Origin of the sequence: Bradyrhizobium sp. USDA 241 (genome assembly GCF_049739505.1) — a bacterium.
Classification (GTDB): Bacteria; Pseudomonadota; Alphaproteobacteria; order Rhizobiales; family Xanthobacteraceae; genus Bradyrhizobium; species Bradyrhizobium liaoningense.
In genome coordinates, this window is sequence record NZ_JBMGPZ010000005.1 from 3,005,812 (window position 1) to 3,022,617 (window position 16,806).

Genomic DNA, 16,806 nt, shown 5'->3' on the forward strand with positions numbered 1-16,806 from the left:
TCGTACCGTTTACACTCGATCGCGTGCGGGGCGGACGCATTGCCATGATCTTCCAGGATCCGGCGAGCGCGCTCAACCCGGTGCTGACCATCCGCAAGCAACTCTGCGAAGCATTGGCCCTGCATCGTGATCTCCAAGGCAGCGGCGTGAAGGCGGAAGCGCGCCGGCTGCTTGATCTCGTCGGCATTCCCGACGCGGTGCGGCGGTTAGAGGCTTATCCGCACGAATTCTCCGGCGGCCAGATCCAGCGCATCATGATCGCGATGGCGCTCGCCGGAAATCCCGATCTCCTGATCGCGGACGAGCCGACCACGGCGTTAGATGCCACCATCCAGGCCCAGATCCTGGAGCTGCTCTCCACGGTCCGCCGCGAGCTCGGCATGGCGATGGTGCTGATCAGCCACGATCTCGGCGTCGTCGCCGAGAATTGCGACCGTGTCGCGGTGATGTATGCCGGCCGCATCGTCGAGCAGGCGCCCAGCAACCAGCTCTTCGCCGATCCCGTGCATCCCTATGCGCAAGGCCTCATCGGCGCGCTGCCGCCGCTCGATGGCCCGCGCCGGCGTCTCACCGCCATTCCCGGGACGGTGCCCGATCCGGCGCACATGCCGAGCGGCTGCGCCTTCGCGCCGCGCTGCACGCTGGCGGCCGAACCGTGCCGTCTTGCCGCTCCCAGCCTGGCGCCGATCGCGGATGACCGCAGCGTCGCCTGCATCCGCGCCGAGGCCTCGCGCCGCGCGCTGCTTGGGGTCGCGGCTGAATGAGCCCGCCGCTCGTCGAGGTGTCTGCGATCTCGCGCAGCTATGCCATGCGTTCCGGAATGTTCGGCCGCAGCACGGCCGTGCACGCGGTCGATGGCGTATCGCTCACGATCGCCAAGGGCGAAACGCTGGGGCTCGTCGGCGAGTCCGGCTCGGGCAAGTCGACCACGGGGCGTATCGTGCTCGGCCTCGAGCCGCCCGATAAGGGCGAAGTGCGCTTCCAGGGCAAGCCGATGGCCGCTGCCGGGACGGCCGCCTGGCGCGCGCAGCGTGCACGCATGCAGATGATCTTCCAGGATCCGCTCGGCGCGCTGGACCGCCGCCTGCCGGTGGCGACGCAGATCCGCGAGCCGCTGGACATCCATGGCCTCGGCACGCCCGCCGAGCGCGAGGAGCGCGTCCGCGAGTTGCTGCGCGCCGTCGAGCTCACGCCGGCGCATGGTGCGCGCTATCCGGGCGCACTGTCCGGCGGCCAGCGCCAACGCATCGTGCTGGCGCGAGCGCTCGCCACCGAACCTGATTTCCTGGTCTGCGACGAGCCGGTCAGCGCGCTCGACGTCTCGATCCAGGCACAGGTGGTGAACCTGCTCGCTGATCTCCAGGCCCGGCTGGCGCTGACGCTGCTGTTCATCAGCCACGATCTGCGGGTCGTCAGGCAGATCAGCAATGTCGTTGCCGTGATGTATCTCGGCCGCATCGTCGAGATCGGCAGCGCCGACGACCTGTTCGCGCGGCCCGAGCATCCCTACACCCAGGCGCTGGTCTCCGCATCGCCGGCACCGGGCCGCCGCAGCGCCGGCCGCATCGTCCTGTCGGGCGATCCGCCGAATCCGGCGGCACGGCCGAGCGGCTGCGCCTTCCACCCGCGCTGCCCGCGCGCCATCGCGCGCTGTGCGAGCGAGGTACCGACACTCGCGGCCGTCGGCGGCAACAGGCAGGTCGCCTGTCATCTCGTTGCGGGCGCCGCGACACGGGACGCAGCCTGATGGGACGCTTTTTCGCCATTCGGATCGGGCGCGCGGCGCTGACGATCGTGCTCGTCGTCACCTTCGCCTTCGTCGTGCTTCGCCTCTCCGGCGATCCCGCGCTGATGATTTTGGGACCCGAGGCGCCGCCCGAGGTGCTGGCCGCCTTCCGCAAGGCCTGGGGCCTCGATGATCCCATCTGGTTCCAGTATCTTGATTACTTCGGCGCCATCGCCAAGGGCGAGCTCGGCCGCTCCATGCGCGACGGACGGCCTGCGATCGAGCTCGTGCTGGAGCGTATCCCGGCCACGCTGGCGCTGACCTTGCCGGCCTTCTTCTTCAAGGTCGCGCTCGGCGTTCCCGCCGGCATCTACGCCGCGCTGCATCGCGGCTCCGCCATCGACCGCGCCGTGATGATGACGGCGGTCGCCGGCTTCACGGTGCCGAGCTTCGTGCTGGCGCTGCTGCTGGTGCTCGTCTTTGCGGTGCAGCTCGGCTGGCTGCCCTCTGGCGGGCAGGACAGCTGGCGCCACGCCATCCTGCCGATCGCAACCCTCAGCCTTGGCGGCGCTGCGGTGCTGGCGCGCTTCACCCGCAGCGCGATGCTCGAAGTGCTCGGCCAGCCTTATATCCGGACCGCCTCGGCCAAGGGCGTGCCGTGGCGCAGGGTGGTGACGTCGCATGCGCTGCCGAATGCGGCGATTCCGACCGTCACCATTCTCGGCTTCATGGTGGGGACGCTGATCGCGGGTGCGGTCGTGGTCGAGAGCGTGTTCGCCTGGCCGGGAGTAGGGCGCCTGCTCGTGGTCGCCGTCGCCAATCGCGATCTCGCGGTCGTGCAATGCATCCTGTTGCTGGTCGCGATGACCATGGTGACGTCCAACCTGATCGTCGACTTCCTCTACGGCTTCCTCGACCCGCGGCTGCGCGCGAAAGGAGCCCACGCATGACCGACGCGACACTGAAGGACACCAAAGCGTTTTCCAGCGAAGTGGATTCCGGTTCGCGTAAAGAAAACGCGTCAAGACTAGAATCTAGCGTTCGCCGCCGTATCAGCCTGCCGGCAATTCCGGTCTCGGTCGCGCTCGCGGTCGCCTGGATCATCGCGATGCTGCTGATCGCGGCATTCGCGGAGAAGATTGCGCCTTACAGCTTTACCCAGCTCGACCTGCGCAATCGCCTCGCCGCACCCGGCAATGCAGCGCACTGGCTCGGCACGGACGAGCTCGAGCTATCGCTGAAAGTTGGTGACGGCGGGAATCGGGAAGGCGGCATATCGTGGGGGTGCTTGACGCCTCCACTTCTCCACCGAAGGAGCGATATGCCGTGTCCAACGATAACGTCACCAAGCTGATTCAGCCAGGAGTGTTCGACGACCAACTCACCGAAATCTTGCGTAACGGGGCCCGCGCTCTGTTGGCGCAGGCGGTCGAGGCCGAGGTCGCGGACTTTCTCGGCAAGCATGCCGATGTGAAGACCGAGGACGGCCAGCAGCGTGTGGTCCGCCACGGTCACCTGCCGGAGCGCGAGGTGATGACCGGGATCGGTCCAGTCTCCGTCCGCCAGCCGCGTGTGCGCGATCGCGAGGCCGCCGCCGCCGATCCCGACCGTATCCGGTTCTCGCCATCGGTCGTGCCGCCCTACATGCGGCGGTCGAAGTCGATCGAGACGCTGCTGCCGATCCTCTATTTGAAGGGGATCTCGACCGGCGACTTCTCCGAGGCGCTGGCGGCGCTGCTCGGCAAGGATGCTGCCGGGTTGTCGGCATCCGCCGTTGGTCGCCTGAAGGACGGCTGGCTCGACGAGTACGCCGCGTGGCAAAAGCGCGATCTTTCGGCCAGGCGCTATGTCTACATCTGGGCCGATGGCATCCATCTCGAAGCTCGCCTCGAGGACGAGAAGCAGTGCATCCTGGTGCTGATCGGCGCGACGCCGGAAGGCCGCAAGGAACTGGTCGGCTTCACCGATGGCGCCCGCGAGAGCGCGCACGATTGGCGCGATCTGCTGCTCGATCTGAAGCGGCGTGGGCTCGACGTGTCGCCGCGGCTCGTCATTGCCGACGGCGCGCTCGGGTTCTGGAAGGCCGCCGGTGAGGTCTGGCCGACAACGCGCGAGCAGCGCTGCTGGGTGCACAAGACCACCAACGTGCTCGCCAAGCTGCCAAAGAGCCAGCAGCCGAAAGCCAAACGCGCGCTGCAGGAGATTTGGATGGCGGAGTCCAAGGCCACCGCCGAGCTGGCATTCGACGCCTTCATCGAGAGCTACACACCCAAATACGAAAAGGCGGCCGACTGCCTCGGCAAGGATCGGGACACGCTGCTGGCTTTCTACGACTTCCCCGCCGAGCACTGGAAACACCTGCGGACGACCAATCCCATTGAAAGCACCTTCGCCACCGTGCGCCACCGCACGATCCGATCGAAGGGTTGCCTGTCCAACAGGACGGCGCTCGCGATGGTCTTCAAACTGGCCGAGGCCGCGCAGAAAAGTTGGCGTCGACTCGATGGTCACAACCAGTTGCCAAAACTCGTGCTCGGTGTGACATTCAACGACGGGATTGAGGTCATCGCCAAGCACGGCTGTCCGTGAGCCCAAAACCGCCGCCGCCTGACCGGCCCGGCCGTCACCAAAATTTGGCGATAGCTCGACGAGCTCGGCCGGGACGTGCTGTCGCGGCTTCTGGTTTCCATCCGCATCTCGCTGCTGATCGCTTTCGGTGCCACCGCGATCTCGGCAATCGTCGGCACCACGCTGGGCTTCCTCGCTGCGCACTTCCGTGGCGCCGCGGAGCAACTCGTGCTGATGCTGACCGACTTCCAGGCCAGCATGCCTTTCCTGATCATGGCGCTGGCCGTGCTCGCCTTCTTCGGCAATTCGCTGCCCCTGCTGATCGGCCTGATGGGCCTGTTCGGCTGGGAGCGCTATGCCCGTATCGCGCGCGGCCTCGCCATCTCCGCCAATGCGCAAGGCTATGCGGCGGCGGTGCGCCAGTTGGGGGCGACGCCGTCGCGGATTTACCTCCGGCATATCCTGCCCAACATCGCCTCGACCCTGATCGTCTCGACCACGCTGGTGTTCCCCGAAGTGATCCTGATGGAATCCGGGCTGTCCTTCCTTGGCCTGGGCGTACAGCCGCCAATGACCAGCCTCGGCAACATGGTCGGCTATGGCCGGGAATACCTCACCCGGGCGCCCTGGATCATGCTGGCGCCGGCCACCACGATCGTCGTCACTACGTTGGCGGTCTCCGTGATCGGCGACTGGCTCCGCGACCGGCTCGATCCGACCCTGCAGTAAATGCTCCGTCATGGCCGGGCTTGTCCCGGCCATCCACGTCTTTGCCGCGCAGAACCAAGAACGTGGATGCCCGGGACAAGCCCGGGCATGACGGCTGAGACCGCCTGTGCCCACGCGCCGGGAGCAGGGGAGCCCTGTCATGTCCAAGTTCCCGTTGCGCCTGATCACCCCGTGCGCTATCCGGCCGGAAAGGCCTGAGGCGGCTCCACATTTTCCCGCCCGGTCCCAAACCCGAGGACGGAAACCGCCATGCCAGCCTATCGCTCCCGCACCACCACCCACGGCCGCAACATGGCGGGCGCCCGCGGCCTCTGGCGCGCGACCGGCATGAAGGACGGCGATTTCGGCAAGCCGATCATCGCGGTCGTCAACTCCTTCACCCAGTTCGTGCCCGGCCACGTGCATCTCAAGGACCTCGGCCAGCTCGTCGCCCGCGAGATCGAGCAGGCCGGCGGCGTCGCCAAGGAGTTCAACACCATCGCCGTCGACGACGGCATCGCCATGGGCCATGACGGCATGCTCTACAGCCTGCCGTCGCGCGAGCTGATCGCCGACAGCGTCGAGTACATGGCGAACGCGCACTGCGCCGACGGCCTCGTCTGCATCTCCAACTGCGACAAGATCACGCCCGGCATGCTGATGGCGGCGCTGCGCCTCAACATCCCCGCCGTGTTCGTCTCTGGCGGCCCGATGGAAGCCGGCAAGGTCAAGCTGGCCGGCAAGACCAAGGCCGTCGATCTCATCGATGCCATGGTCGCCGCGGCCGACTCCAAGGTCAGCGATGAGGACGTCAAGGTGATCGAGCGCTCGGCGTGCCCGACCTGCGGCTCCTGCTCGGGCATGTTCACCGCCAACTCCATGAACTGCCTGACCGAGGCGCTTGGGCTGGCGCTGCCCGGCAACGGCTCGGTGGTCGCCACCCATGCCGACCGCAAGCGCCTGTTCGTCGAGGCCGGCCACACCATCGTCGATCTCGTCCGCCGCTATTACGAGCAGGACGACGCCAGCGTGCTTCCACGCAACATCGCCAACTTCAAGGCGTTCGAGAACGCGATGACGCTCGACATCGCGATGGGCGGCTCGACCAACACCGTGCTGCATCTCCTGGCCGCCGCCCACGAAGGGCAGGTGGCGTTCACCATGCAGGACATCGACCGCCTCTCGCGCCGCGTGCCCGTGCTGTGCAAGGTGGCGCCGTCGGTCGCCGACGTTCACGTCGAGGACGTGCACCGCGCCGGCGGCATCATGGGCATTCTGGGCGAGCTCGACCGCGCCGGGCTGATCGACACTTCGGTCTCGACCGTGCACGCGCCGACCATGAGCGAGGCGCTGGAGCGCTGGGACATCAAGCGCACCAAGAGCGAGACCGTGCGCACCTTCTACCGTGCTTCGCCCGGCGGCATCCCGACCCAGGTCGCCTTCAGCCAGGAGCGCCGCTACGACGAGCTCGATGCCGACCGCGAGAAGGGCGTGGTGCGTGATCTCGCGCATGCCTTCAGCAAGGACGGCGGCCTGGCCGTGCTCTACGGCAACCTCGCGCAGGACGGCTGCATCGTGAAGACTGCCGGCGTCGACGCCTCGATCCTGAAATTCTCCGGCCCTGCGCGCGTGTTCGAAAGCCAGGACGCCGCGGTCGAAGGCATCCTGGGTGGCAAGGTCGTCGCCGGCGAGGTCGTGGTCATCATCTACGAAGGCCCGCGCGGCGGCCCCGGCATGCAGGAGATGCTGTATCCGACCAGCTACCTGAAATCGATGGGCCTCGGCAAAGCCTGCGCGCTCGTCACCGACGGCCGTTTCTCCGGCGGCTCGTCCGGCCTGTCGATCGGCCATCTGTCGCCGGAAGCGGCGGAAGGCGGCAACATCGGTCTCGTGCGGACGGGCGACGTCATCGCCATCGACATTCCGAACCGCAGCATCACGCTGGAGGTCTCCGACGAGGAACTCGCCAGCCGCCGCGCAGCAGAAGAGGCGAAGGGCGACGCCGCCTGGCAGGCGACGGGCCGCAAGCGCAACGTCTCGACCGCGCTGCAGGCTTATGCCGCGCTCACCACCAGCGCCGCGCGCGGCGCGGTGCGCGAGGTGAAGCGTCGCTCGAACTGAGCACGCGCCATTCGCCTGACGCGCATGGTCAACAAGTTCTGAACGGCCGGCGCAAGCCGGCCGTTCGCATTAAGGATGCCCCGACGTAGTTCGGCAAAGCAAGGTTTTGCGGCGTATAATGCGCCGACCTTCGCAAATCCATTTCGGGCAACTGGGGCAACACCACAATGTCTCGTACTCTCGCCGTCGTCTTCTCGACTGCCGTCGCCGCGGTTTCCATGACGGGCGCGGCCTCCGCCGGCTGCTACAATTGCTACGCACCGCCGCCCTGCACGACCTGCTATCAGCAGCAATACGTGCCGCCGCAATACCGCAGCGTCGACGAGACCGTGATGGTGTCGCCGGGGGCCGTGGTCGCGCACCGCACGCCGGCGCAGTACCGCACCGTCATGGTGCCGCAGACCGTGATGGTCGCGCCACCGAGCGTCCAGTACGAGCGCATCCCGCCGCAATACGCTACCCGCCAGCGCGTCGAGATGGTCTCGCCTGGCTATTCCTACTACGCCCCGGTGCAGATGGGCTGCGCGTCCTGCGGCTACTGAGCTGACAGGGAAGAGCATCATGCGGCGCTCCCTCGGGGGCGCCGCCTTTTTTTGCCGGTGCCACTTCAGCGCGACAGGCAGAACTTCCGTGATCGCCGGCGCAATAGGATCGTTGATGCGGGGGCGCCCGATCCGCAGGCCGCGGAAACAGCAACGCCGCCTGTTTGAAATGATGGCAGGCGGCGTTGCTCCAGCCCCAGGGAGGGAAGTGCAAAATCCCCGGTGAAACATAGGTCTGCATGGCGCGTGCCAGGGTTCATGTGCCGGCCTGGGACAGCCGTCGAGCCTATTGGGGGGATATGCGCACCGTTTCCGTCGGCGCTGGCGAGAGCTATGCGGGATTTTGGGTGACGAGGCGATCAGGCGGCGTGGTTTTCCGGCACTTGGATGACCTCGATGCCGTTTTCGAATCTGACACCTGCGCTGACCTTCGGCAACTGATTTGTGCCTTTCAGCCGCCGCCAGGTCTTTGATGCGGCGCAGAGCAGCTTGAACACCATCAACTTGGCAGTCGTTGACGATAACGAACCTTTCGTGCGCACCGTTCTGTGCCGGACCGTCGCGAACACGCTTTCGATGGGATTCGTCGTCCGCAAGTGGTCCCAATGCTCGGCGGGGAATTCGTAGAACGCAAGCATTGCGTCGCGATCTTTCGTCAGGCACTCGACCGCCTTGTCGTACTTCGCTCCGTATTTCTCGGCAAAGACATCGATCGCCACTTCGGCCGAAGCTCGGTTGGACGCCAAATAGACCTCGCGCAGGTCCTTCTTCATGCTGGCCTGTACCGACACTGCGACTTTGTTCAAGATATTCGCGGTTTTGTGCACCCAGCACCGCTGATGTCGCGTGGCGGGAAAGACCTCGTCGAGCGCCTTCCAGAAGCCGAGCGCGCCGTCACCGACGGCGATTTCCGGGGCGATCTTCAGCCCTCGGGTTTTCGCCTCGACGAGCAGTTCGTGCCAGCTCTGCGTGCTCTCGCGCACGCCGACCTGGAAGCCGATGAGTTCCTTCTTGCCTTCCGGCGTCGCGCCGATCAGCACCAGCATGCATTCGCTGTGGTCTTCCATGCGAGCCTGCAGGAAGACGCCGTCCGCCCACACGTATACGTACCGGCGCGCCGACAGATCGCGCTTCTGCCAACGCTCGTACTCGAGCTGCCACTCCGTCGTCAGTCTGGAAACCACCGCCGGAGAAAGATTCGGCGCATCCTTGCCCAAGAGCGCCGCCAGCGCCTCCTGGAAGTCGCCCGTCGAGATGCCTCGCAGGTACAGAACCGGCAAAAGTGCATCCAAGCTCTTCGTGCGCCGTGCCCACAACGGCAGGATCGCCGAGGTGAAGCGGATCCGCTCGCCATCGCTGGTCACCGCGCGATCGCGAATCTTTACCCGGGCGACTTCGACGGCGCCGATCCCCGTCTGGATCGTCCGCACTGGACCATGGCCGTGTCGCACGAGGCGGTCGCGGCCATCGGGAAGCTTCAAGCCCTTCATCGCGGCGAGAAACGCCTCGGCTTCCATCTCGACAGCCTGCGCAAGCAGCTGCCGAGCTCCAGATCGCAAAATATTCGTCAGTGGATCGTCGATCTCATCGGGCTGACGCAGTGGGACAATGTTGCTATGCTCGTTCATGGCGTATCGCTCTCCTTGAGGTTCTGGCAGGCTCGACACCCGCCTCGATACGCCGCCTATCTCATTCCGTCATCACCCAGTTTCCCGCATAGCTCCGCTGGCGAACGCCGCGTGTTGATCCGTCTCAATGATGGGACGATCTGTTCAAGAACGGGATTGCTCAGAGCTGGCCCCGGTTGTTTGGACAGCGCCCCGCTGGATTTAAGTGGATTCCTGCCGGGTTATGCTGAACGCGGGGCTTTACGGTTTTGTCGTTGCGTCGGGAGGGCGTAGCCCGACCAGAGCGACGACAAAACCGTCGGCGACGGTCATGCGGCCATCACCATAGCTTGCGTGCCGAAGTAAGCCTCGTCGGGCGTGCGCCCGTCAAGGCTCGAGTGAGGGCGTCCCTGATTGTAGAAGGCCAGATACTTGGCAATTGACGCTCGCGCCTCGGACACGCTGTCGTAGGCGCGGAGATATACTTCTTCGTATTTGACCGTGCGCCAGAGCCGCTCGACAAACACGTTGTCGCGCCAGGCGCCCTTGCCGTCCATGCTGATGGCGATCTTCGCGTCCAGCAGCACATCGGTGAACTCGAGGCTGGTGAACTGGCTGCCCTGATCCGTGTTGAAAATCTCGGGCCTGCCGTGCTTCGCCAACGCCTCCTGGACCGCTTCGACGCAGAAGGCCGCCTCCATTGTGATCGAGACGCGATGGGCCAGGACCCGTCGGCTGAACACATCGACGACCGCCGCGAGATAGACGAAGCCACGCCGCATCGGAATGTAGGTGATGTCCATTGCCCACGCATGGTCGGGCCGCTCGATCTTCAATCCGCGCAACAGGTACGGGTAGATCTTGTGACCCGGAGCCGGCTTGCTCGTGTTCGGGCGACGATAGACCGCCTCGATCCCCATGCGCTTCATCAGCGTCGCGATGTGGCGGCGACCGGCGTATACGCCCTCCCGCCGCAGCAACGATCGCAGCATACGCGCTCCCGCGAAGGGATAATCGAGATGCAGCTCATCGAGCCGACGCATCAAGGCAAGGTCCTCGGCCGAAACTGGCCGAGGTTCATAGTAGACCGTGCTGCGAGCCAGCTTCAGGACCTTCGCCTGGCGCACGATAGAAAGATCATGACCGCGGTCGATCATCGCTTTGCGCTCAGCAGGCCCGCCTTGGTGAGCGCGCCGGACAAAAAATCGTTTTCCAACGCCAGCTCGCCGATCTTGGCATGTAACGCCTTCAAATCGACCGGCGTCTCGGCCGATGTCTTGTCATGCCCAAACACGCCGGCGGCGCCTTCCAGGAGCTGGTTTTTCCAGATCGTGATCTGGTTCGGATGAACATCAAACAGCTGCGCCAGCTCCGCCAGTGTCTTGTCGCCTTTGACCGCAGCCAAAGCAACCTTCGCCTTGAATGCCGGAGAATGCGTCCGGCGGCTCTTCTTCGTCATCTTCGCTCCTGATTCGCAGCAAGAATCCTCGCCGCTGTCAGGCAGAAAATCCACTCAAGCTACTGTCCGAATTTGCGGGGCCAGCTCTGCCCCGCCTCGGCCTGATCATGCGGGAGCGGCGGCGCGGTTCAGGACCAGATTATTCGTTCGCCTTGCGTTCAACGCCACCATTGGCTAAGTGCTTGAGCCCGCTGACAGGGAAGGGTGGCCGAGTGGTTTAAGGCACCGGTCTTGAAAACCGGCGTGCCCGCAAGGGTACCGTGGGTTCGAATCCCACCCCTTCCGCCAGGTCAAGCCAAAAAGCCAATAATTTCAATATTTAAGACTTTCGACTCACCAAGAGCGACTAACCACGCTCCTGAACGTTCCCGTCTGTTCCTGGTCGGTCACGGCGCTTTGACCGGGGGATCATCGATTGGCGCGGGCGCGAGCAATCCGTCCCATCAGCCACGCGTCACAGCCTGAACGCTGCTAGCCCGGCTTGTTGTATCGGTCGCAGCCGTCTTCCTGAGCCGCTTTGATGGGGCTGTTAGGGGCGGCATTAAAGCTAAAGCAAAAGTCGTATCTTCGCTCGAATCCAAAAAATGTCTTGGTATTTGACGCCGCCAAAAACATAGAGCCTGTGATGGTCGATCTTGAGTAGATCGATGGCTCTCTGCGAGAAGTTGACGGTGATCGGCCCCCGCGGGTCACTTCAAATTCCTCCGGGTGTGGTCAGTCAAATTCCTCCACCCGCGAGGCAGGACAAGGGACTGTTAGTTTGAGTTTGTTTCCCGGGCAAGAGCTTCAGCGGCTTCTTTGAGCCGATAGCTGCGTCCGTCGAACTCAAGCAGATGGCAATGATGCATAAGGCGATCGAGGATCGTCGTGCTCATAGTGTTGTCCGTAAGCGGAGCTTTTCTCCCATTTGATTGACTGGTTTCGCTTCGGCTTTCGCTCTGCGATCCTTGGCTTGTCAGAGAGCCGAGAGGAGACTGAAGGCGATGGAACAATCGGGGGAGGAAGCCGAAGCTGATGGCTTTGTGGGGAAGCTTACGCGCCGGACGCGTTCTGGAGGCCGGTTATGGTCTGCGGAGATCAAGGGGCGCGCTGTTTTCGAGAGCATGAAGCCCGACGCCCGGGTATGTGATGTCGCACGGCGTTATGGTGTGAAGGCCCAGCAGTTGACGACGTGGCGCAGATTGGCGCGTGCTGGCCGGCTCGCATTGGTCACGGACGACGCGGCGGATTTCGTGTCGATCGAGCTGAGCGATCCAGTGGCGTCAGGCAAGAGCGAGGGGCCCGTCGAGATTACGATTGGCAAGGTTTCGGTCCGCCTGGATGCGGACGTGTCGGCGGTGCGGATCGCGGAGATCGTGACTGCGATCGAGCGCGGCGCATGATCATTCCGGCGCAGGGACTGCGGATTGTGCTTGCTGTGCGTCCTGTTGACTTCCGGTGCGGGCACGACGCGCTGGCCGGTCTTGTGCAAAACACGCTTGGGCTCGATCCGCATTCGGGCCTGATCGTGGTTTTTCGTTCGAAGCGCGCCGACCGGCTGAAGATTTTGCTATGGGACGGCACGGGCCTCGTTTTGGTCTACAAGCGCCTTGGCCGCGATGGTCGTTTCGAGTGGCCGCAGATCAGCGACGGCGTCATGCATCTGACGCGCGTGCAGTTCGAAGCGCTGTTCGATCACCCATGTTGATGCCCCTCCTTGTTAGGCTGACAGATTCTTAGATCAAGTTGCGCGATGACGTGGTTTCGAAGGTCTCCGATGGCGTGAAGAACGGATGGTGTATTCGGGAAGAGATAGGCGCCGCTGGGCTGGCGATCAATTAGCAAACGCTTGGTTCGGATCTGAACATAGAGCCAGTTTACTGGAATCTCGAGCCTTCGGGCCAGTTCGGGCGGGCTGAGGTATGAGTCGTCATGCTCCCATCGGCTGCGCTGGGCAGTTACCTTGATGGCGGCGGCACGACGGAGCCGCCCAACGGTGATAGGCAGCACCTTATCGGCGCAACGGGGAGAGCGGTGACCTTCCCGAGTAAGGATTGTGGCGATCTTGTCGTCTGGGACGCCGTCGCGAGCGAGCGTCAGAAGGCGTTCCCGCATCTCTGTGCCTCGCGTCAATCTGGTGACGGAGTTGACGCTCATCTTCACTTCGAGCTCCGTCACGGCGCCTCCCCGCCAGACGATCCTAGCCAGGGCCAAGTCGCGCTCACCGCGGTCGAGAACGACCTTTTCGATGAGACATCGCAACAACGCCTTGCGATGCGCATCCGAGATAGTCTCGTCACCCCATATCTGCGGGAGGCGGCCGGTGAGGCTGATGACCTTGTCGTTGAGCTCCTTGCTTATGGCCACTTGTGTGATGGCTTTGGGCGGCGTCTGTCGGGCAAGCGCCTCTTCGGCGGCGCGCACGTCGTTTAGCGCCGCTTCCCATCGACGCTCGAGTTCCGAGGCGACCAACCGATTATCTGGATCAGCTCGGTTGAACTGCCGTTCGGCGAGCGCCGCCGTGTATCGCTTGCGCTCGAGCTCTCGTTCTGCACTGGAGCGTAGCGCATTGTTCGTCTGCTGCTGCACCCGGCGGGAGCGCGACAAGGCATCGAGTTCGGCCGGCGCTAGTGCGGTTAGGAATGCGTCGCCAACGGCTGCATCGATATGGGCGGGAGCTATGGCTGATTTTGGGTGACGCGGCCTGATCAGGCGGCGTGGCTTTCAGTGTTCGGAATGACTTCGATTCCGTCGATGAACTTTACACCGGCGATGACTTTCGGCAACTGGTTCGTGCTCTTCAATCGCCGCCAGGTCTTCGATGCGGCGTCGATGAGCTTGAACACCATCAGCTTCGCAGTTTGTTGCGACAGCGATCCCTTGGTCCGCACCGTTCGGTGGCGCACCGTGGCGAAGACGCTCTCGATCGGGTTCGAGCTGCGTAGGTGGATCCAGTGCTCAGCAGGGAAGTCGAAGAAGGCGAGCAGCGCATGGCGATCCTTGATCAGGCACTCCACCGCACGTCCGTATTTGACGTGGTATTTCTCGACGAAGACGTCGATCGCGGTTTCAGCTTCGGCCCGGTGTGGGGCCAGATAGATGTTCCGCAGGTCGTTCTTCATGGGGCCCTGCACGGATTTGGCGACCTTGTCGAGTACGTTGCTCACTTTATGGCACCAGCATCGTTGGTGCCGCGTGCCGGGAAAGGCCTCGTCCAGTGCCTTCCAGAAGCCGAGGGCGCCGTCGCCGATGGCGAGTTGCGGGGCAATCCGTAACCCGCGTTGCCGCAGGTCGATCGGGAGTGTCAGAAGTTTTGTGTAAGAGCGTCTCTGTGAGGGGTTTGCGGGGTCAGCGGACTGACCCCATGGGGTCAGTCCGCTGAGCCTGCAAAGCGCTCGCCGAACTGGATGGCAAACTGGCCCATTGCGGCCGTCCATGCAACCGGTCGTCGCCAATGGATGCCGGCATTTCTGATGGCGAGGTAAAGCAGCTTCATCGCCGCCTCGTCGTTGGGGAAGCTGCCGCGTGTTTTGATGATCTTGCGCAGCGAACGGTTCAGCGCCTCGACCGTGTTGGTGGTATAGATCATTTTGCGTATCTCCGGCGCGAAGGCGAAGAACGGAATGACGTGCTCCCACGCCCGGCGCCAGGCCGCCCCGATCGCGGGATAGCGCTTGCCCCACTCGGCTTCGAAGTCCTCGAGCCTGAGCAGAGCGGCGTCGGCATTCTCGGCATGATAGATCGCCTTGATCGAGGGAAGGATCGCCTTGCGATCCTTCCAGGACACGAAGGATAGGCTGTTGCGGATCAAATGCACGATGCAGGTCTGGACCATCGCCTTGGGAAAGACGCTGTTGATCGCCTCGGGAAAGCCCTTCAGACCGTCGACGACGGCGATCAGGATGTCGGCGACGCCGCGGTTCCTCAGATCGTTCATGACCTTGAGCCAGAATTTGGCGCCTTCGGTTTGCTCGATCCAAAGCCCGAGCACGTCTTTCTCGCCCGATGCAGTGATGCCCAGCACGACGTAGACTGCCTTGTTCTTGACCATCCCCTCATCGCGAATCTTGACCCTGAGCGCGTCGAAGAAGACCACCGGATAGATCGCTTCCAGCGGCCGGCTCTGCCATTCGCGGACCTCGTCGAGAATCGCGTCGGTGACCTTGCTGATCAGATCGGGGGACACCTCGGTGCCGTAGAGCTCGGCCAGATGGCCCTGGATCTCCCGTACCGTCATGCCCCGCCCGTAGAGACTGATGATCTTCTCGTCGAAGCCGTCGAAGCGGGTCTGGCCCTTCGCGACGATCACCGGTTCGAACGTGCCGGCGCGGTCGCGCGGCACCTCGATCTCGATCTCGCCGTCGTCCGTCAACAGCGCTTTGCTGCTTGTGCCGTTGCGGCTGTTGCCCGACCCGCGGCCCGCCGGGTCGCCCTTCTCATAGCCAAGGTGGTGGGTCAGCTCCGCACCCAGTGCGCGCTCCAGAAGCGCCTTCTTCAGTCGTCTGAAAAGCCCGTCTTCGCCGGCTAAGTCTTCTGGCTTGAGGCTGCCCCCGGCAAGAAGCTGGTCCAAAATCTCAGGTGAAAAATCCGTAGCCATGTGAGTCTCCTGTCAAAGGTAAACTCACAGAAACCATCTTACACCGAGTTACTGACACCCTCGGTCGATCAGGAGTTCGCGCCAGCTCTGCGCGCTCTCGCGCACGCCGACCTGGAAGCCGATCAGCTCCTTCTTGCCTTCCGGCGAGCTATGGCTGATTTTGGGTGACGCGGCCTGATCAGGCGGCGTGGCTTTCAGTGTTCGGAATGACTTCGATTCCGTCGATGAACTTTACACCGGCGATGACTTTCGGCAACTGGTTCGTGCTCTTCAATCGCCGCCAGGTCTTCGATGCGGCGTCGATGAGCTTGAACACCATCAGCTTCGCAGTTTGTTGCGACAGCGATCCCTTGGTCCGCACCGTTCGGTGGCGCACCGTGGCGAAGACGCTCTCGATCGGGTTCGAGCTGCGTAGGTGGATCCAGTGCTCAGCAGGGAAGTCGAAGAAGGCGAGCAGCGCATGGCGATCCTTGATCAGGCACTCCACCGCACGTCCGTATTTGACGTGGTATTTCTCGACGAAGACGTCGATCGCGGTTTCAGCTTCGGCCCGGTGTGGGGCCAGATAGATGTTCCGCAGGTCGTTCTTCATGGGGCCCTGCACGGATTTGGCGACCTTGTCGAGTACGTTGCTCACTTTATGGCACCAGCATCGTTGGTGCCGCGTGCCGGGAAAGGCCTCGTCCAGTGCCTTCCAGAAGCCGAGGGCGCCGTCGCCGATGGCGAGTTGCGGGGCAATCCGTAACCCGCGTTGCCGCAGGTCGATCAGGAGTTCGCGCCAGCTCTGCGCGCTCTCGCGCACGCCGACCTGGAAGCCGATCAGCTCCTTCTTGCCTTCCGGCGTGGTGCCAATCAGCACCAGCATGCATTCGCTGTGATCTTCCATGCGGGCCTGCAGGTACACGCCATCGGCCCAGATGTAGACATAGCGACGCGCCGACAGATCGCGTCTCTGCCAGCGTTCGTACTCGACCTGCCAATCGGCCTTCAGGCCGGCGATCACCGAAGGCGACAGGTTCGGCGCATCCTTGCCGAGCAGCGCCGAGAGCGCCTCCTGGAAGTCGCCGGTCGAGATGCCGCGCAAATAGAGGACCGGGATCAAGGCATCCAGGCTCTTCGTCCGCCGCGCCCATAGCGGCAGGATTGCCGAACTGAAGCGGAGGCGGTCGCCTGGCCCGCTCGCTCCGCGGTCGCGGACCTTGGGACGAGCGACCTCCACCGGACCGATGCCGGTCGCAATCTCGCGCACCGGACCGTGCCCATGTCGGACCAGGCGCGCTCGACCGTCGGGCAGCGTCAGATTGGCCGTGCTGGCCAGAAACGCGCCAACCTCGATCTCGATCGCCCTGGCAAGCAGGTCCCGCGCGCCGGCACGAACGATATCGGTCAGTGGATCATCAACCGCGGACGGCTGACGGAAAGCAAGAACATTGGTAGTCTCGGTCATGGCGTATCGCTCTCCTCGAGAGGTTCTGGCAGGCTCGTCACCCGCCTCGATA

Annotated in this window: 11 protein-coding genes, 1 tRNA gene and 6 pseudogenes; 11 read left to right on the forward strand and 7 right to left on the reverse strand. The window is 63.8% G+C overall.

Translation table 11 applies throughout. From position 1 onward, the window contains the following. Positions 1–14: 14 nt before the first annotated feature. The 8 genes and pseudogenes from ABIF91_RS36485 to ABIF91_RS36520 all read left to right on the forward strand — a co-directional run. Positions 15–764, forward strand: a pseudogene (locus ABIF91_RS36485) (ABC transporter ATP-binding protein); the annotation flags it as partial. After that, positions 761–1,747 (forward strand): ABC transporter ATP-binding protein, encoded by a 987-nt coding sequence (locus ABIF91_RS36490; RefSeq protein ID WP_028182013.1) that lies wholly within the window; start codon positions 761–763, stop codon positions 1,745–1,747. The pseudogene ABIF91_RS36485 and the gene ABIF91_RS36490, both read left to right, overlap by 4 nt. After that, a complete protein-coding gene (locus tag ABIF91_RS36495) occupies positions 1,747–2,676 on the forward strand; it encodes an ABC transporter permease (protein WP_028182014.1) in 930 nt (309 codons plus the stop codon). The genes ABIF91_RS36490 and ABIF91_RS36495 overlap by 1 nt, the downstream gene beginning before the upstream one ends. After that, positions 2,673–2,954, forward strand: a pseudogene (locus tag ABIF91_RS36500) (ABC transporter permease); the annotation flags it as partial. The gene ABIF91_RS36495 and the pseudogene ABIF91_RS36500, both read left to right, overlap by 4 nt. Before the next feature lie 98 nt (positions 2,955–3,052). Beyond that, a pseudogene (locus tag ABIF91_RS36505) lies at positions 3,053–4,337 on the forward strand (IS256 family transposase). 35 nt (positions 4,338–4,372) lie between these two features. Then, positions 4,373–5,023: pseudogene (locus ABIF91_RS36510) on the forward strand (ABC transporter permease); the annotation flags it as partial. A 249-nt stretch (positions 5,024–5,272) separates the two neighbouring features. Then, positions 5,273–7,123 carry a dihydroxy-acid dehydratase gene (gene ilvD, locus ABIF91_RS36515; protein ID WP_284279002.1) on the forward strand — a complete coding sequence of 617 codons (1,851 nt, stop codon included), beginning with the start codon at positions 5,273–5,275 and terminating at the stop codon, positions 7,121–7,123. A 218-nt stretch (positions 7,124–7,341) separates the two neighbouring features. After that, positions 7,342–7,665 (forward strand): hypothetical protein, encoded by a 324-nt coding sequence (locus tag ABIF91_RS36520; protein WP_035678793.1) that lies wholly within the window; start codon positions 7,342–7,344, stop codon positions 7,663–7,665. Positions 7,666–8,024: 359 nt separating this feature from the next. Here the strand turns inward: ABIF91_RS36520 and ABIF91_RS36525 are convergent, their stop codons facing one another. Continuing rightward, positions 8,025–9,293, reverse strand: a complete 1,269-nt coding sequence (locus ABIF91_RS36525; RefSeq protein ID WP_014497957.1) for an IS256 family transposase — start codon at positions 9,291–9,293, stop codon at positions 8,025–8,027. 308 nt (positions 9,294–9,601) lie between these two features. Further along, positions 9,602–10,731 (reverse strand): IS3-like element ISRj2 family transposase gene (locus tag ABIF91_RS36530; RefSeq protein WP_086023025.1). Its coding sequence is split into 2 segments (ribosomal slippage): positions 9,602–10,479 and positions 10,479–10,731, totalling 1,131 coding nucleotides; the frame shifts between segments, so codons are not numbered across the junction. A gap of 198 nt (positions 10,732–10,929) precedes the next feature. Here ABIF91_RS36530 and ABIF91_RS36535 point away from each other — a divergent pair. Beyond that, positions 10,930–11,019 (forward strand) — tRNA-Ser (locus ABIF91_RS36535). 467 nt (positions 11,020–11,486) lie between these two features. Here ABIF91_RS36535 and ABIF91_RS36540 read toward each other — a convergent pair. Next, a pseudogene (locus tag ABIF91_RS36540) lies at positions 11,487–11,627 on the reverse strand (ATP-binding protein); the annotation flags it as partial. Positions 11,628–11,714: 87 nt separating this feature from the next. On the opposite strand from ABIF91_RS36540, the gene ABIF91_RS36545 reads away from it, so the two are divergent. Both ABIF91_RS36545 and tnpB read left to right on the forward strand, forming a co-directional pair. Further along, complete coding sequence (locus tag ABIF91_RS36545; RefSeq protein ID WP_026192391.1) at positions 11,715–12,113, forward strand: transposase; 399 nt, start codon at positions 11,715–11,717, stop codon at positions 12,111–12,113. Further along, entirely contained in the window at positions 12,110–12,418 is a 309-nt protein-coding gene (tnpB, locus tag ABIF91_RS36550) for an IS66 family insertion sequence element accessory protein TnpB (protein ID WP_060907863.1), read from the forward strand. The genes ABIF91_RS36545 and tnpB overlap by 4 nt, the downstream gene beginning before the upstream one ends. On the opposite strand, the gene ABIF91_RS36555 is transcribed toward tnpB, so the two are convergent. From ABIF91_RS36555 to ABIF91_RS36570, 4 genes and pseudogenes are all read right to left on the reverse strand, one after another. Beyond that, entirely contained in the window at positions 12,406–13,299 is an 894-nt protein-coding gene (locus ABIF91_RS36555; RefSeq protein WP_249169981.1) for a hypothetical protein, read from the reverse strand. The two genes, tnpB and ABIF91_RS36555, sit on opposite strands and share 13 nt — an antisense overlap. 119 nt (positions 13,300–13,418) lie before the next feature. Beyond that, positions 13,419–14,003, reverse strand: a pseudogene (locus tag ABIF91_RS36560) (IS256 family transposase); the annotation flags it as partial. A 77-nt stretch (positions 14,004–14,080) separates the two neighbouring features. Continuing rightward, positions 14,081–15,307 carry an IS256 family transposase gene (locus tag ABIF91_RS36565; RefSeq protein WP_424578759.1) on the reverse strand — a complete coding sequence of 409 codons (1,227 nt, stop codon included), beginning with the start codon at positions 15,305–15,307 and terminating at the stop codon, positions 14,081–14,083. Between the two features lie 178 nt (positions 15,308–15,485). After that, positions 15,486–16,754 (reverse strand): IS256 family transposase, encoded by a 1,269-nt coding sequence (locus ABIF91_RS36570; protein WP_038952271.1) that lies wholly within the window; start codon positions 16,752–16,754, stop codon positions 15,486–15,488. Positions 16,755–16,806 lie beyond the last annotated feature (52 nt).

What these genes read in the sequence shown, in the direction of transcription:
- ABIF91_RS36490 (WP_028182013.1), top strand. Translation starts at nt 761, where the DNA reads ATGAGCCCGCCGCTCGTCGAGGTGTCTGCGATCTCGCGCAGCTATGCC.
- ABIF91_RS36495 (WP_028182014.1), top strand. Translation starts at nt 1,747, where the DNA reads ATGGGACGCTTTTTCGCCATTCGGATCGGGCGCGCGGCGCTGACGATC.
- ilvD (WP_284279002.1), top strand. Translation starts at nt 5,273, where the DNA reads ATGCCAGCCTATCGCTCCCGCACCACCACCCACGGCCGCAACATGGCG.
- ABIF91_RS36520 (WP_035678793.1), top strand. Translation starts at nt 7,342, where the DNA reads ATGACGGGCGCGGCCTCCGCCGGCTGCTACAATTGCTACGCACCGCCG.
- ABIF91_RS36525 (WP_014497957.1), bottom strand. Translation starts at nt 9,293, where the DNA reads ATGAACGAGCATAGCAACATTGTCCCACTGCGTCAGCCCGATGAGATC.
- ABIF91_RS36545 (WP_026192391.1), top strand. Translation starts at nt 11,715, where the DNA reads ATGGAACAATCGGGGGAGGAAGCCGAAGCTGATGGCTTTGTGGGGAAG.
- tnpB (WP_060907863.1), top strand. Translation starts at nt 12,110, where the DNA reads ATGATCATTCCGGCGCAGGGACTGCGGATTGTGCTTGCTGTGCGTCCT.
- ABIF91_RS36565 (WP_424578759.1), bottom strand. Translation starts at nt 15,307, where the DNA reads ATGGCTACGGATTTTTCACCTGAGATTTTGGACCAGCTTCTTGCCGGG.
- ABIF91_RS36570 (WP_038952271.1), bottom strand. Translation starts at nt 16,754, where the DNA reads ATGACCGAGACTACCAATGTTCTTGCTTTCCGTCAGCCGTCCGCGGTT.